Raw genomic sequence first — 15,874 nt, 5'->3', positions numbered from 1 at the left:
TCCAAACCTAAGGTTACCTAAATGAGTTAGCCTAGAATCGATACGAAGCGCTCAAGCGAATATCGCGACCCGGCTCTTTAATACCAACCACACTTCCATAGCCCGGAATATGGCCATAATCCGCAACACTACCATGACTGCGATACGACTCATCCAATAAGTTTTGTACTGCCAAGTCTAAGCGTAAATTCTTTAACGGCTCATAGCTTACATAAGCGTCGACAAGGTTGTAACCAGGCTTATTAACGGTTTCTAGTTCCGTCATCCAGCCTAACTCAATCGAACGGTGAAACACTTCAATATCATTTAAACTTGCTACATGCTGGAAGCTTAAGCCCGTTTTTATCTGCTCATTCAAGTAATAATTGAAATTCACATTAAGGGAGTCACCAACAGCATTACCAAGTCCGCCATATTCATAAGCAGCTAACTCAATGCCATCAAATGTCCGCGTGCGATAACCACTTTCAGCAGTTGCATCTGGCCACACAAAATCAACATTATTTAGTTCAACATCGTTATGGTTATAACTTACAATCACATCGAAGTTATCTGCTTGATAACCTGCTACAACCTCTGCGCCTTTCGTCTCTAAATCACCGATGTTTTCATAAAAAACGCCCTCACGACCTTTAAACTTATCAAATACCACATCGTTAATCGTGCTGTTATACAATGAAACTTCAAATAGCCACGTAGTATCGTTATACCCTAATCCTATCTCTATGTTATCGACTTCTTCAGCTGTTAAATCCGGATTGGGCGTCAGTTCACCGACGGTAAATGCATCTGCGACTTGGCGTCCACGTAACGCTTCAGCATAACCAGCGGTAAGTTTTAGACTTTCAGTAAAGTTATAGGTAAAACCAAGGTTTGCGCTCACACCATCTTGCTTTTCTGTTGAAAATGACGAGCTCGATGTAATCGGGTTACCGTTCGCGTCGGTTTCAACAACCCATACTCCGTCTACTTTAACCCAGTTTGCGTGTTCGCCTTGATGATCAAGTTCATAAGCATCATAACGTACACCAAAGCTTAGTAGTAAGTCGTCAGTGAGTTGCCAATGGTCTTGCGCATACAGCCCCGTTACCGTGCCTTCTTCGGCATAAATGCCACCGAAATCAGCGTATGATTGTGAATCGACTTTATCTTGCTTGTAATCAACGCCGTAAGTAATTGAGTGGTCACCTAGATCGCTTGTATTACGAATATCAAAACCGGTGGTTTTAATTGACGCATCCCAAGTATAAAGCTCTCGTTTAAATGACGATTCCGTTTGATACAGTGTGGTTTCAAGATTTACCAGCGCATTTAAGTACCAAGTGTGGTTAGCTACTATCGTTTCGCGATCACCCCATGATTTGAATAATGGATCCGTTTCTAATGGTGCCCAGTTAGTTTGCTTGCCAAACTTCCCTTCTTCTTCTCTTTTTTCGTAACTAATCGTTAGTTCTTGGTTATCTGTTAACTCTGCATTTAACTTAACAAAAGCCAATGTTTGATCGGCAGCAGTACCGGGGATTTCTTTTCCATCCCCATCATCCATATTATTGCGACTTACATTCACGTAAGACGCTAACACATTTACCGACTCAGTCACCTCACCATATAGCGATACGCTCTCTTTATGGCCATCATTTGTAAAGTAACTCGCCTTCACAAGTGCACCAAACTTTTCGCCGTCGGCAAGCATATCTTTTGCCGATTTAGTTTTAAAACGAATAGCTCCGCCAACCGCGCCGCTACCAGCGGTAGCTTCACCCGCACCGGCTTGCACTTCAACACTGCGTAGTAATTCAGGTTCAATTGAAACACGGCCAATATGGTGAAATAGCGTACTGGTCTGTGGTGCACCATCAACGGTAATATTTACCATAGAGTCTTCCATACCGCGTACAAATATTTTTTGTGCAATTCCCAGCGAACCTCCAACTGTTACTGAAGGCGTATGGCGGAAAATATCTTCCAGGTCATTTGCTTGGTAGTTTTCTATTTCTGCTGGCGTAATTTCCGAGTTTGTTGTGGCACCAACAACGATAATTTTTTCGATTTTTTCGTCTAATTTTTGCGAAGTTGGATTAGCATTAGCTTGCAGTGAGCAGCCTAACCCAATTAATAAAGTCGTGAAGGTATTTAAGGTAAAGCAGTGCTTCTTAGTGCGGTTATTTATGTGCATGGAAAATTCTCTATATTACCGAGTAAAGATAATAGGAATTATTACCATTTAGAGCATTTTAGGATAGCAATTTTACAATTGTTACATTTGCAATGACGAGTTTTTTTATTCGGTAAAAACACAGCAGTATTGTGTTTGTGCATGAAATTAGAGCAGCTGCTAGCCCCGTTACTCGAAAGGAATCATAATTATCACTTTTAAGCCGTTATCAGGTTTATTTTTTGCTTGAATCGTTGCCCTCACACTTGCTAAATGACGCTTCGCAAGTGCAAGCCCCAAACCAAAGCTATCGCCATTAGCAATGCGTGCCTTATCCAATCTAAAAAATGGCTCAAATATTTTTTCTAAGTATTGCTCTGGAATACCCGGTCCTTGATCGGTTATTTCAAGTACATAGTAACCATCGTTTAGTGTTAATAAAATTTGCACAAGACCACGCGACGGAGTGTACCTTAACGCATTGCGAATCACATTTTCGATAGCAGGCGCCAAAGCGCGATGATTGCTGTTATGAACAATGGCGTTATTTGGTGTAATCAGCTCTAATTGATGTTCAGGGAATTCAAAACGCGCATCATCAACTAACACATCAAGTAAGTCGACCAAATCAACGCTTTCTTGTTGTAAAATCAATTTTTCATTATCAAGCCATGCCAGTGTGAGGCTATCTTCAACAAGCTTTCGAATATGCTTAGATTCCCTTTCAATACGCGCCAAATGGTCACTGGCATCAAGATATTCAAAATTAGCTACCGCAATATCTAAACGGGTGAGAGGTGTTCTTAACTCATGCGATAAATCGGCGATCAATTGGCGCTGATTACCAATAAGTTCACCGATTCTTGCTACCATAGTATCAAATGTTTTCGCAAGATCTGCCAGTTCGTCTTTGCGTCGCCCGAGGTACTTGCCTACCCGCACCGAAAAATTACCTCGGCTAAATTCTGATGTGGCCTTTTCGAGCTGTTGAAGCGGCGTAATGATGTGACGATACAGCATTATTGAAAGCAACAATAGCAAGGCCATTGGCGTAATTACCTGCAGCAAAAACTTAGTTGTTATCCAATAAGAGCCGGGACGCATATAGTCAGGTAAACGAATCACCAAACTTGCATTTGTTTGCGTAAATGGCACTTCCATAATTGGGTTTTCATCAAAATACAGATGAATTTTCCACTCTACACTGCGGCCAAAGTGATATGCCCCCACAATATTCTTATCTAACGTATCACCTGCAATATGTAATGCCTCAAAGCTCGCTATCGACACATATGTTTTCTCTTGCCGTTTGAGTGTTTCAAGCCAAGCTTGAAGTGCAGCTTTATTCTCTTTTAAGTATAGTGTTTCGGCCTGCCTTCCCCACGCATTAAGTTGGTTGCGATGCTGCTCTGCGATGAAGCTCATGCCTTCTTCGGTTTTTATCGTAACTATGTGTAAAAAATAAAAAAAGCTAACCAGCCCTGTAGCCAATATAAAACACAGTTTCCATAACAAGGTACGCTTCATTTAAAGCAATACCCTTTTCCATGAACCGTTTGCAAGCGCTCTCCTTGCCAATTTGCTTGTGATAACTTGCGCCTAACACGGCTTAAATGCATATCTAAACTGCGATCGTACGCACCTAATTGCCTGTTAAGCACGGATTGGTACAGCTCTGATTTATCGATCACAATATTTGGTTTAGAGATCAGCTGCCATAATAATTTAAATTGAATTGGCGTAAATTCGAGTGGTTTTCCATCCACTTGGATTTGCTGAGAAGATGCGTTAATAGTCAAACCATCGATGCTAATTTCGGATTCCACGTTAGTAAAACTATTCGCTTGGCTTCTGCGTAATAAGCTCTCAACCCTCAACAACAATTCTTTAGCATTGAATGGTTTTGCAACATAGTCATCAGCGCCATGCGATAAGCCAATGATGCGCTCTTCTTCAGCACCTTGAGCAGACACCATAATCACAGGAACTTGGCTAAACTCGCGTAATGATTTTAATAATGTAACACCATCCAGTTTAGGCAGCATTTTATCCAGCAAGATTAAGTGATGGCGATGTTCACGGGCGCACATTAAGCCTCTTTCACCATCAAAGCATTGCTCTACTTGATAACCCGATTTAACTAACATGTCTTTGAGATAACAACTTAACGTTTTATCGTCTTCAATGAGCAATATGTTCATCACTGCAACAGCTAACCAAAATGATTTTTAATCTCATTTAATAAGTTTAATGTGCTGCACTTCGAATGTAAATTCCAAAGGTTGATTTTACTTTTATAAACTTAGCCGCGCCGAAATAAAGTCAAGAAATACCGAGATCCGCGACGATACCGCACTATTGCGATAATACACCGCCTGAACGCTCTCGCGTTTGTTGGGCGATACAATTTGATCGTGAAATACACTCACTAAACGGCCCTCAGCTAAATCATCTTTAATCATAAAGTGAGAAAGCAACGCTAACCCCTGCCCTGCAATACACAATTGTCGCACCGTTTCGCCGCTGGAAGCACTAATTGCAAAATCCAGCTTTTGTGGCTTTTTAAGTGGCCAATTATTTAAATGGGGCGCGTCACTAAAACCAATTAAACGATGGTTTTGGGGAACGAACTGCCCGTTTTCAAGCGTTACGTTAGCTAAATATTTAGGGCTTGCCACAATATGTAATTTACTTTTTCCCAGTAAACGCGCATGTAAGTTTGAATCGCTTAACTCACCAATACGAATCGCAATATCTGTTTTATGTTCGAGTAAATCAATAATGCTGTCGTGGCTAGTAAGCTCTAACTGAATATCTGGATACAGCTCACTAAATTCGTTTATTAGCGGTGCAATTTGATGTAACACAAACGGGCTGGCAGCATCAACTCGCAACTTTCCTGACGGTGAACGTTTTAGTAAACGCAAGGCTTCTTCGCCTTTTGCCAAAACATTAAGGCCATCACGCGCATGGCGCAAAAAAAACGCCCCTTCTTCAGTCAGTTCTAATCGCCTTGTGGTGCGATTGAGTAAGGTTACGTCAAGAGTTCGTTCTAAACGCGTGACCGCCCGAGAGACTTTAGCGACTTGTAAATTAAGCAAGTTTGCTGCAGTAGAAAAGCTACCGCTATCAACCACAGTTATAAATGCTTCTAAATCTTCAGTTTTAGCAGAAACAGACATACACCCACCTTTTCAATTTTAACAAAAGTATTTTGTCACTACCGCCATTTTTTGCAAATAAATTAATACTCACAATAGTCCTCTCATTAGTAGATAACTAAAATAGGAAACTTTATGCCGTTAGCATTATTTGCGTTAACGCTAAGTGCCTTTGCTATAGGCACAACTGAATTTGTGATTGTCGGGCTCGTGCCCACCATTGCCAACGATTTGCAGGTTAGCTTACCCAGTGCAGGGTTATTGGTTAGCCTTTATGCATTTGGCGTAGCAATTGGAGCGCCTGTTTTAACCGCCTTAACAGGGCGATGGAATAGAAAATATTTGCTACTTAGCTTAATGGCATTATTTGTTGTGGGTAATTTGCTGGCGTGGCAAACACCTAGCTATGAAAGTTTAATAATCGCTCGAATATTAACAGGCCTTGCACATGGAGTGTTCTTTTCTATTGGCTCGACCATCGCCACCAGCTTGGTAAGTAAAGAAAAAGCAGCCAGCGCCATAGCTATTATGTTCACCGGATTAACGGTAGCGTTAGTTACAGGCGTACCACTTGGCACTTGGATAGGACAACACTTTGGCTGGCGAGCAACCTTTTTAGTAGTCTCTGCATTAGGCGTAATCGCGCTTATTGGCAGCGCATTGCTGGTACCTAAAAATCTTAAACAAAACCGCCCTGCTCGTTTAAAAGAGCAAGCTCAAGTGTTAGTACAACCTCGATTGTTGTTAGTGTATTTAATGACTATTTTAGGGTATGGCGGCACTTTTACCGCATTTACCTACCTTGCTCCAATTTTACAAAGTGAAAGTGGCTTTTCAGCAAATGCGATCGGCTTGATCATGCTGGTATATGGCGTATCGGTTGCTGTCGGAAATATTTACGGTGGAAAACTCGCCGATAAAAAAGGACCAATTAATGCGTTAACCATAATTTTTAGCGCCTTAACACTGATTTTACTTGCTCTAACGTTTACCATGACATCGAAAATAGGTGCCGTATTTACGGTATTGGTTTGGGGCGCTTTTGCATTTGGTAATGTACCCGGATTACAAGTTTATGTCGTTAAGCTTGCCGAAAAGTTTACCCCAAATGCTGTGGATGTTGCATCGGGTCTTAATATTGCAGCGTTCAATATTGGCATTGCTTTGGGATCTATTTTAGGAGGCGTTATTGTGGAACAACTGACATTGCAAGATACCGCATGGATTGGCGCACTAATTTCTGCGCTCGCCCTAGTGGTAACGCGTTACAGCGGTCGCTTAGATAAATGCGCAGTCGATAACGGTAATATTCACGCCTAACCGCAAAAAATAGCTGTGTCATGCATTATCATGACACAGCAAAGCTATTACTAACGCTTTAAAAATATTGATTTTTTAGATATTTGTTGGACGCGTTCGGTTTGCCTTACTAGTATTATTTGTATGCCACTTTTGATGAGAAACCTCACTTGCCAGCTTTGCTAAAACACAGCTTTTTAGCAAGCACTTTACTGTTTTCGTTTCACGTAAGTGCTGCTATTTCATTGCAAATCACAGATCAAAATGACCAAGCACTAGAACATGCCATTATCGAAGTTGAAGTTTTAGCTCCAGCACCACAGTCAAACTCAAAAAAAACTCTGGTTATGGATCAAGTCAATAAAACATTCGATCCACATGTACTCGCTGTGCCAATAAATAGCTATGTTAGCTTTCCTAATAGTGATGATATTCGTCATCATGTCTATTCTTTTTCTAAGGCTAAACCGTTTGAATTAAAACTCTATGCGGGTCAGCCAAAATCACCCATCATGTTTGAAAACACAGGCGTAGTCGTACTTGGGTGCAATATCCATGATGCGATGGTGGGATATATTTATGTGCACAACAATAATCGTACTTATATATCGGGTACTAAAGGCGAAGCAATAATTGATTTAGCACCCTCTGAAATAAAAAAAGCTTGGCTTTGGCATCCGAGAAACGCTAAGGGGGTAAATCATAAACAAGTGGTTGATCTTACCAAGCTGAAGCAAACAAAAGGGGCTATAAAGTTGGCGTTAACAGTTTCACCTGCAAAAGCAACAGGTAGCTTCCAAGATGTTTTTAAAACAGCTAATTAAACTTAGCCTGCGGGCGCAAATTACATGGCTAGCTGCCAGCCTTATTATTATGACAACCTTGTTGCTAACCATTAATTACTGGCTAACCACGGCAAGCTATGTCGAACAGCAATTACAACAACAGGTGTATTTTGCACAGAATGTACTCAAGCAAAACCTTAAACAACAAGAGCAAGTGCTGATTACATCGGCCAACGTGCTAACTGCCGATTTTGGTTTTAAACAAGCTGTTGCGACCCAAGACACCAAAACACTGCAAAGCGCGCTGCTTAATCATGGTCAGCGTATTAAAGCTGATCTTATGGTGTTAATTGATCTAAACGGCGAGTTTATTGCCAGCAACAATAATTCATATTCTTTAGCGCAACTTCGTAAACACCTTAATGCACTTCCGCTAAAAGCGGTTAACGCGCAAATGCTCGCAATTAACGACAGTATCTATCAAATTATACTCGCTCCGGTAAAAGCGCCACGCACCATTGCCTATGCAATAATTGGTTTTCGCATTGATCAAAATACCTTATCGCAATTACGTGAATTACTATCGTTGGATATTACATTTTTAGCCAATAAACACATTATTCAGTCCAGCTTAACAAAAGATGTACTAGCCAATGAAAATGTTTTTGGTGCGAATTTAACAGGTACCAGCTTACTGTTATCGTCTGCGTCGTTTTTTCATCAACCAATAGAAATTACAACCGCTAACAATATTTCTGCCGTGCTCTCTGCTTCACTTGATCCGTTACATCGCGATATAAACCGACTTATTATCGCCACGGTACTGGCTATTTTATTTATTTTATTTATTGCCATTAGTTTATCGCGCATTTTATCGAAACGTATTACACAACCACTTGATAAATTAATGAACATCACTAAAAACATTAGTGATGGTAACTTTCTAGTACCTCAGTTAAATAATCGCTTTCCTAAAGAGCTAGAGAAGCTTTATGGTGGCTTTTCCCTGATGAGCAGCGCGATTAAACAACGTGAAGAAAAAATTACCTACCAAGCTGAGCGCGATTTACTGACTGGCTTATACAACCGCTACAAAATAATCAATGATATTGATGCATTGCTTAAGCTAAACCTGCAAATCGTATTAATAAACCTAAATGTTAAAGGCTTTAAAGCACTTAACGACACTATTGGCATTACCAATGGTGATGTTATTTTAAAAGAAATTGCGCTAAGGCTTGGCAACTTTCATAAACAAAGCCAAACACCTAAACATTGCTTGCTTTCGCGCCCCAACGCTGATGAGTTTATTGTTGCGATAACCATTTCAGATGAACAGCAAATTAAAGGCCTTATTTCTCAACTACGCAATGAATTAGAGCGTCCTTTTTATTTAGATGGCATCGATTTATCACTGCAAATTTATTACGGCATTGCAAACTCTCTTGAGCACGGTAACGATGGCGAAAAGCTAATTCGTCGCGCCTCAATGGCCGCAGCAAATGCAGTTAAAAGTAATAATACGTTGCAATTTTACCAAAACGGTGACGATGAAGCTTACCTATACAAATTGAATTTAATTGAAGAGTTAAAACTCGCTTTAGAGCAAGATACTGGAAATTTATTTTTAACCTATCAACCTAAGCTCAACTTAAAAACAAAACAAGTAGATAAAGCCGAAGCGCTTATTCGTTGGGTCGATAAAAACAATGAATTTGTAAATCCCGAAATGTTCATTGCGCTCGCCGAACAATCAGGCCTTATTGTAACCTTAACCCAGTGGGTTATTCGCCAAGCCGCGCATCAAATACAAATTTGGAACCAGCAAGGGCTGTACTTTAATGTATCGGTCAACCTTTCTGCGCAAGATATTCAGCATGAGCAATTTGTGCACTTTTTATTAGAAACAACAACGTATTATTGTGTTGATCCTTCAAATATAATCTTAGAGCTAACCGAGCGCGACATTGCCGAAAACGAAGCATTAGTCATCGCCAAATTAACCCATTTAAAATCACTCGGTTTTGAAATCTCAGTTGATGACTACGGTATCGGACAATCATCACTTGCCAAATTAAAAAACTTACCTGTTGATGAATTAAAAATCGATAAGTGTTTTATCCTTAAACTTAATGAGTCTTCACAAGATCAAGATATTGTCGAATCAACTATTACGCTTGGCCACAAACTAGGGCTGCGTGTAGTTGCCGAAGGGGTTGAAAATCAACCAAGTTTAGATTTATTAACACAGTTTAACTGCGACTATATTCAAGGTTACTACTTAGCTAAACCGCAAAAGGCGGAGCAGCTTAGCGAATGGTATGCACACTATGTCAAAAATCATTAGTTTTTTATTATTGCTGATTACCACGAGTTGTTATGGCAATGGTAAATTGCTGGCAACGCCGGGCGTTTCACAAATTGAAGGGGCCGCTGGCGGCGGCTTAGTGCCATGGGCGCAACTCGCGGGCTACGCAAGCGAAGATGAAATGTCGATTTCGGGATATTGCACACAGGCAAATGTTGATGACTTTGAATTAAGTACTTGTGGCGTACAAGGTAACTTGTATGACCGTATTGAGCTCTCTTACACAGCACAGCGCTTTGATGTTCTACCGCTTGCAACAACACTCGAGCAATCAATTTATGGCGCGAAAGTGAAACTCTACGGCGACCTTGTTTACAGTCGCTACCCTCAAATATCGCTTGGTATACAACACAAGCGACTCGAGACAGCAGATATCGCCTTTGCCCTAGGTGCAAAAGATGATTCTGCTACTGACTTTTACCTTGCCGCAAGCAAACTATATTTAGGCGCGGTCGCCGGCTATAACCTGTTATGGAACGCCACCGTTAGACACACACACGCAAATGAAATCGGGTTACTTGGCTTTGGCGGACCACAACAAAAAAGCCACATTCAGTTTGAAGCCTCCGCGGCCATTTTAGTCAACAAACACCTTGCCATTGGCACTGAGTATCGGCAAAAGCCTGACAACTTGGGGCTAAAAGAAGATGATTGGCATGATGTGTTTGTCGCTTGGTTTCCTAACAAACACATTAGCGTTACCGCGGCCTATATCAATTTAGGCACGATTGCGGGTATCGAAAAGCAACGTGGCTGGTATCTTTCTCTCACGGGGTATTATTAATGGCTAAGCTCTTAACACTTTTTCTTACTGCAGTCCTACTAACAGCATGTGCCGCCAATAACGCAAATCAAACACTCTATAGCCAATTAAAAGGCGAACAAGGGCTGGAAAATATTGTTGATAGTTTTATTCAACACATCGCTAATGATGAACAAATATTTCATTACTTTGCAAAAGCCAGCGTAAGCCACTTCCGTGCTGGGTTTATTACGCACTTATGTGATGTCATAGGCGGACCTTGTGAATATAAAGGCGATAATATGGTCGACATTCACACCGGCATGAATATTAATGAAGCCGACTTTAACCGCATTGTCGAGCTATTGGTAAAAGCAATGGAAGACAACAACATAAGCTACCCAGTTCAAAACCAAGTACTTGCAAAGCTCGCACCACACCGCGCTGAAATTATTAAGCGCTAGTGGTTAATTCCACACATAAAAAAGCCCAAGCTAAAACGCTTGGGCTTTTTTATTGTATTTGTTGAGTCAGCCTATAAGCCGGGTTCTGTCGTGGATAATCATTCGTCTAGGCTTAAAATCACTCTTAAGCTCAAGCAACCTACCCGGTTCCGATGTGGGCCACACCATAAGGAACCCTATTTGGTCTTGCTCCGGGTGGAGTTTACCTTGCAACCAACTGTTACCAGTGGCCCGGTGCGCTCTTACCGCACCCTTTCACCCTTACCAACCGAAGTTGGCGGTCTTCTCTCTGCTGCACTTGTCGTAGGCTCGCGCCTCCCAGCCGTTAGCTGGCACCCTGCCCTGTGGAGCCCGGACTTTCCTCCCCTTTACCCGTATATCCGAAGATACAACGATAAAGCAGCGATTATCTGGCTGACTCAGGGCGCCATTATACGGATTTTAACGTCTGCGGCTAGTTTTATTAGCGCCCCCGCAAAACCATTCATCTTAAATCAAAGAAACTGCGGCGATTTTAAAACTAGTTCAACACGTCTATTTTGCTGCATATTCGACTCGGTATCGTTTGCTGCTTTTGGTGCAACTGGGCCTACACCTACAGGCGTCAAACGCTGCTTATCAATTTTGTAGTTTGATACCAGCGTATTAACCACCTCTGCAGCACGGCGTTTAGACAAATCATGATTGTAACCATATTGCCCTTTGTTATCTGTGTGTCCCACCACATATAAAGATACTTGCTTCGAGTTTTTCAAAAAGTCTGCAATTTCTGCTAGTTGCTTATCTGAACTAGCTTTTAGTGTGTGCTTATCAAAATCAAATTCGATGCCATACAAAGACACACTGCCTGTCGCTTGAATTTGCTTGCTTAGGGTATCGCTATCAATATTAAGTGCAACTTGGCTCATTGCACGTTCTTCAATAATATCAACCACCATTTCTACATCGTATTTACCACTGTACTGCAGATTATAAATGGTTGCGTAGATCTTACCTTGAGGTGTCACTTTCTCAGCACTGAATAAATAATAATGACTCTTGCGGGTTATATTATAAATGTCTGAGCGGTGATTCTTGGCATGAATTGTGTTTTGAAGGTTATCGCGGAGAATATAGTTACCGCAATCTACTGCACTGCACTCATAAATTAAGTTAAACCCTGCTTTTTGTAATGCATTAATGTAATTCTGATGCACGGCGTAGGGGCCAACCTTCTTGTTAATACGGTAGTTAATCGTAGTAACTTTACCATTTACTTTTTTAGTCGGTATCGACTTTTTATACGGGCCAATTATTAAAGGGTATGACTCAAAATCATTAACCGCTGAATGAACAATATAACTGCCAGGGAAGCGCTCTATCATTGGATGGTCAGCACTGCCTCTAGCATCATCTTCTGGTGCCTTTAAACTCGAAAAATCGAATGGTTTGATTTTAAAGTTATTATCCACAGATACACCAATATCTGGCATTTTCGTTTCAACAATCTGTTCATAGGCATACATTAATGCATCTCGATAATCATTTTGTACAAACACTTGTATCGCTTGGCGACTGCCCTCCTCTCCTTTTATCGCCGAAAGGTAACCAAAGCGATTTTTTCTGACACCTGTATAACCTATTTGGTAAATATTTTTATAGCGAAAGCTGTTTTCAACGGTTTTCCGGTAAGATTTTGTACTGCAATCTGTAAGGCATTTTGTGGCAATTGTAAAACCGTCTGCAATTAGGTTATTTGCTAATTCTTCAAGGTAATGCGAGTAACTGATGCTAGGCTGACTTATTTGTTCTTGAACATAAGACTTATATTGACCTGTAATTTCAACGGATTGTTTACCTTCATTGTCCATCATTATTACAGTAGGTATATACGCGTATTGCGCACTGCTAAGGGTTTCGGCGCTCTCATTTTTTGCCACGACGAAGCCATCTGAGCTGGCCATTGCAACCAATGGTAAGAGTGCACATGAATATGCGAGTGCTTTTTTAAACATCTATCTTCCTTAATCTATTGCTGTTTAATATTTAAAAGCGCACAGTTAATGCGCTTTACATGTGAATATGTGTTTTTTTACTCCAGTTCGAGCATTGCTTTATACAGCGCGTTTTTCTTTAAATCTAAATAGTCTGCGGCAATACCACAAGCCTTTTTCAGTGGCATTTCTGCTTGTAGCAATTGAATCAGTTTTATTGCTTCAGGTGGTATTGCATTTTTATCCGCTTGTTTTCCAGGCAACATTAACACAATTTCACCTTTCTGACGTGCAGTGTCTTCCGTTAAGAAATCGATTAATTCCACCACAGTACCACTAAAGAAAGTTTCAAAGCTCTTCGTTAACTCTTTTGCCAACACCACTTTTTGCTCATCACCAAGCGCGAGTTTTAAGTCATCTAAGCTGGCCATAATACGGTGTGTACTTTCGTACATAATGCTTGTCATGCCTGAATTGTACGCATCAATAAAGAACTCTTGGCGCGCTTTGCTTTTAGCTGGTGTAAAACCAATAAATTGAAAGCGATCTGTCGCTAGGCCAGCACATGAAACCGCAGCAATTGCAGCACATGCTCCTGGAATTGGGCTTACTGTTGCGCCTTTTTCACGACATAAATTAACCACGGCATAACCAGGATCGCTAATCAGCGGCGTGCCTGCATCCGATACAAGCGCCACATTTAATCCTTGCTCCAACCAATCTAGTAGCTCGCTCGCTTTTTGCTTTTCATTATGATCATGTACCGCAATCACTTTTGCTTTAATTGAAAAGTGGCTTAATAGCTTGTTGGTATGGCGCGTGTCTTCTGCTGCAATAATGTCAACGCTTGATAAAACACTGAGTGCTCGTTGCGTAATATCCTCTAAATTACCAATGGGTGTTGCTACTACAAATAACTGCCCTTTAGCGCTTTGGTGATTTGATGTTCCTAAATCGGTTGGTTTCTGGCTATTTGCCATTGAGCTCTCCTACAACAGTTTGTAATATATGACCTAATTGGATAGAAAAATACTGAGATCAGCGTGCGACTAAAACTATTAGGGTTAACAGCTATATTTTCCTTGTTATCAGCGTGTAGTACAACCGAAAAAACACCGGTTGTTGAAACGGTAAAAGCCAAACCCGCTGTTGAGGTAGATCTCAGCGCACAAGATTTATATCAAAAAGCCTTATCTAAACGAGATTTTGATAAGATTCAGTTACTTTATACTGCACGCGACCGTGCAATTGAAGAGCAAAACTGGCAGCTTGTTATTACCATTTGCGAACAACTAATCGAATCGGGTGGCCCAGATAGTGTGCGTAATCAGCTTTATATTGCCTTTGCTTACACCCAGCAAAAAGATTATCACACGGCATTAAAAACGCTTGAGTCGCTCAATGCCAAACTCACATCCCCAATGCATTTTTTTCTACACCAAGAAATTTACGGCAATATATACTCAGCTCAAGCCTTACCTCATCAGGCGGCACCGTATTTAATTCGCGCGTCAGAAACCGCAAATAAACACGATTTTAAGGCCGACAAAGTAAATAAAGCACTTTGGCAGGTTTTAAACCAACTTTCAATTAAACAGCTTGAAGCACTTAACTCAGGTAGCAGTATTCAACGAGGATGGGTTAGCTTGGCACTTTATACCCAGCTTTATATTGGCGATGCGACCTCATTACAAGCCGCGCTAAATAAGTGGAATTATGCCTATTCAAATCACCCGGCAAGCTTTGCTCTACCTGATAACATGCAGCAGATTATCGATGTGCAACCAATTAATGTGAACCGCATCGCAATTATTTTGCCAAGCAATCAAAGTAAGCAAAAAGCATTATCGCAATCATTAAAGGCGGGCATTTTAGCGGCATCAGAAAAACACCCTGACCGAGAATTGCACTTTATTAATTCAGCATTGAGCGCAGAACAAATTGCAGAGCAACTAAATGAACTCGCGCCTGATTTTGTTATTGGCCCACTTTTAAAAGAAAATATTGATAAGTTACAACAAGCGGGCACGCTCGATGCTTATCCTACAATGTATCTTAACACCACACCACAGGCACTTGAGTCGATTGATCACTTTGCCTTTGCACTTAATCCTGAGCATGAAGTAACCCAAGCAGTTTATCACTTTGTAAATAAAGAGTTTAACAAGCCACTTGTCATTGCACCAGGCAACCGTTTAGGTAAACGATTAGCCAACCATTTCACCAACCAGTGGTTGGAGTTTTCTGATAATGAGCCGGAAGTAGGTTTTTATGCAAACAAGCGTGATATGCAAAAGCTGGTGCAAGAGCTACTTGAAGTCGATAAGAGTAAGCAGCGTATTAGAGAAATCAGTCTAATGTTCAGAGGCAAGCTGCATGAAGAAACGCGCTCTCGCCGTGACATTGATGCGATTTATATTATTGCCGATGCCGCGCAAACGCGACTGCTGAAACCGTCTTTTGATGTGAATATTTCAACGTTTGCTAAGCGCATTCCTATTTTTGCCAGCTCGCGTAGCCACGATATTAAATCTGATAAAACCGACAAAAAAGACTTAGCCGGTTTGTATTTTTCAGAAATTCCGTGGATGCTGCCATTAACAGGCGAACAACAGTCTTTACGCAGTGAATTTGATCAAATCTGGCCTGAGCATACAACTTTAGAGCAACAGTTGTTTGCCATGGGTTTTGATGCGGTTAAGTTAATTCCGCAATTGCGCCAACTACAAATGGTACCAGGCAAAACATTAACAGGCCTAACAGGTGATCTAACAGTAAATCAAGATGGCGACATTGAACGCGCATTAAAGTGGGCACAATATCGAGAAAAACAAATCGTAACGCTCGATATTAAGTCGCAAAAACCAACGCCGTTGTTTATTAAAAATCACCAACAAGAAACGCAGGACGCGGCTTTGTAAGGCAAA

At 41.0% G+C, this 15,874-nt stretch carries 12 protein-coding genes and 1 other RNA gene; 6 read left to right on the top strand and 7 right to left on the bottom strand.

Annotated features, from left to right (window positions below; genetic code table 11):
* Positions 1 to 31 precede the first annotated feature (31 nt).
* The 4 genes from ACHSBP_RS04825 to ACHSBP_RS04810 form a co-directional block, all read right to left on the bottom strand.
* On the bottom strand, positions 32 to 2,176 hold the full coding sequence (locus ACHSBP_RS04825; protein ID WP_395388246.1) for a TonB-dependent receptor domain-containing protein: 2,145 nt from the start codon (positions 2,174 to 2,176) through the stop codon (positions 32 to 34).
* 168 nt (positions 2,177 to 2,344) lie between these two features.
* The gene (locus tag ACHSBP_RS04820) at positions 2,345 to 3,580 is read right to left on the bottom strand and encodes a histidine kinase sensor domain-containing protein (protein ID WP_395388245.1); all 1,236 of its coding nucleotides are present in this window, start codon (positions 3,578 to 3,580) and stop codon (positions 2,345 to 2,347) included.
* A 98-nt stretch (positions 3,581 to 3,678) separates the two neighbouring features.
* Positions 3,679 to 4,356, bottom strand: a complete 678-nt coding sequence (locus ACHSBP_RS04815; protein WP_395388244.1) for a response regulator transcription factor — start codon at positions 4,354 to 4,356, stop codon at positions 3,679 to 3,681.
* Between the two features lie 93 nt (positions 4,357 to 4,449).
* Entirely contained in the window at positions 4,450 to 5,337 is an 888-nt protein-coding gene (locus ACHSBP_RS04810) for a LysR family transcriptional regulator (protein ID WP_395388243.1), read from the bottom strand.
* A 114-nt stretch (positions 5,338 to 5,451) separates the two neighbouring features.
* Between ACHSBP_RS04810 and ACHSBP_RS04805 the strand changes: the two genes are divergently transcribed.
* The 5 genes from ACHSBP_RS04805 to ACHSBP_RS04785 all read left to right on the top strand — a co-directional run bounded on the left by ACHSBP_RS04805 (position 5,452) and on the right by ACHSBP_RS04785 (position 10,974).
* Positions 5,452 to 6,636 carry an MFS transporter gene (locus tag ACHSBP_RS04805; RefSeq protein ID WP_395388242.1) on the top strand — a complete coding sequence of 395 codons (1,185 nt, stop codon included), beginning with the start codon at positions 5,452 to 5,454 and terminating at the stop codon, positions 6,634 to 6,636.
* Between the two features lie 224 nt (positions 6,637 to 6,860).
* Positions 6,861 to 7,439: a methylamine utilization protein gene (locus ACHSBP_RS04800; RefSeq protein ID WP_395388241.1), complete on the top strand. Its 579-nt coding sequence runs from the start codon at positions 6,861 to 6,863 to the stop codon at positions 7,437 to 7,439.
* On the top strand, positions 7,417 to 9,747 hold the full coding sequence (locus tag ACHSBP_RS04795) for a putative bifunctional diguanylate cyclase/phosphodiesterase (RefSeq protein ID WP_395388240.1): 2,331 nt from the start codon (positions 7,417 to 7,419) through the stop codon (positions 9,745 to 9,747). Before ACHSBP_RS04800 ends, ACHSBP_RS04795 begins: the two co-directional genes overlap by 23 nt.
* Positions 9,731 to 10,552 carry a DUF3034 family protein gene (locus tag ACHSBP_RS04790; protein ID WP_395388239.1) on the top strand — a complete coding sequence of 274 codons (822 nt, stop codon included), beginning with the start codon at positions 9,731 to 9,733 and terminating at the stop codon, positions 10,550 to 10,552. The genes ACHSBP_RS04795 and ACHSBP_RS04790 overlap by 17 nt, the downstream gene beginning before the upstream one ends.
* Positions 10,552 to 10,974: a group 1 truncated hemoglobin gene (locus tag ACHSBP_RS04785; protein WP_395388238.1), complete on the top strand. Its 423-nt coding sequence runs from the start codon at positions 10,552 to 10,554 to the stop codon at positions 10,972 to 10,974. The genes ACHSBP_RS04790 and ACHSBP_RS04785 overlap by 1 nt, the downstream gene beginning before the upstream one ends.
* Positions 10,975 to 11,032: 58 nt before the next feature.
* Here the strand turns inward: ACHSBP_RS04785 and rnpB are convergent.
* The 3 genes from rnpB to rsmI all read right to left on the bottom strand — a co-directional run bounded on the left by rnpB (position 11,033) and on the right by rsmI (position 13,927).
* Positions 11,033 to 11,396: RNase P RNA component class A (gene rnpB / locus ACHSBP_RS04780), an RNA gene on the bottom strand.
* Positions 11,397 to 11,468: 72 nt separating this feature from the next.
* A complete protein-coding gene (locus tag ACHSBP_RS04775; RefSeq protein ID WP_010561606.1) occupies positions 11,469 to 12,968 on the bottom strand; it encodes an OmpA family protein in 1,500 nt (499 codons plus the stop codon).
* A 77-nt stretch (positions 12,969 to 13,045) separates the two neighbouring features.
* Entirely contained in the window at positions 13,046 to 13,927 is an 882-nt protein-coding gene (rsmI, locus tag ACHSBP_RS04770; RefSeq protein WP_010561605.1) for a 16S rRNA (cytidine(1402)-2'-O)-methyltransferase, read from the bottom strand.
* Between the two features lie 63 nt (positions 13,928 to 13,990).
* On the opposite strand from rsmI, the gene ACHSBP_RS04765 reads away from it, so the two are divergent.
* Positions 13,991 to 15,868 carry a penicillin-binding protein activator gene (locus tag ACHSBP_RS04765; protein WP_395388237.1) on the top strand — a complete coding sequence of 626 codons (1,878 nt, stop codon included), beginning with the start codon at positions 13,991 to 13,993 and terminating at the stop codon, positions 15,866 to 15,868.
* Positions 15,869 to 15,874: the final 6 nt, after the last annotated feature.

Source organism: Pseudoalteromonas sp. XMcav1-K (assembly GCF_044005875.1).
GTDB lineage: Bacteria > Pseudomonadota > Gammaproteobacteria > Enterobacterales > Alteromonadaceae > Pseudoalteromonas > Pseudoalteromonas spongiae.
This window is presented reverse-complemented; position numbering and strand designations above follow the sequence as displayed.

Excerpts from the sequence above, each read along its gene's own strand:
- ACHSBP_RS04815 (WP_395388244.1), bottom strand. The coding sequence starts at position 4,356 with ATGAACATATTGCTCATTGAAGACGATAAAACGTTAAGTTGTTATCTC.
- ACHSBP_RS04790 (WP_395388239.1), top strand. The coding sequence starts at position 9,731 with ATGTCAAAAATCATTAGTTTTTTATTATTGCTGATTACCACGAGTTGT.
- ACHSBP_RS04795 (WP_395388240.1), top strand. The coding sequence starts at position 7,417 with ATGTTTTTAAAACAGCTAATTAAACTTAGCCTGCGGGCGCAAATTACA.
- ACHSBP_RS04810 (WP_395388243.1), bottom strand. The coding sequence starts at position 5,337 with ATGTCTGTTTCTGCTAAAACTGAAGATTTAGAAGCATTTATAACTGTG.
- ACHSBP_RS04785 (WP_395388238.1), top strand. The coding sequence starts at position 10,552 with ATGGCTAAGCTCTTAACACTTTTTCTTACTGCAGTCCTACTAACAGCA.
- ACHSBP_RS04820 (WP_395388245.1), bottom strand. The coding sequence starts at position 3,580 with ATGAGCTTCATCGCAGAGCAGCATCGCAACCAACTTAATGCGTGGGGA.
- ACHSBP_RS04825 (WP_395388246.1), bottom strand. The coding sequence starts at position 2,176 with ATGCACATAAATAACCGCACTAAGAAGCACTGCTTTACCTTAAATACC.
- ACHSBP_RS04805 (WP_395388242.1), top strand. The coding sequence starts at position 5,452 with ATGCCGTTAGCATTATTTGCGTTAACGCTAAGTGCCTTTGCTATAGGC.
- rsmI (WP_010561605.1), bottom strand. The coding sequence starts at position 13,927 with ATGGCAAATAGCCAGAAACCAACCGATTTAGGAACATCAAATCACCAA.
- ACHSBP_RS04775 (WP_010561606.1), bottom strand. The coding sequence starts at position 12,968 with ATGTTTAAAAAAGCACTCGCATATTCATGTGCACTCTTACCATTGGTT.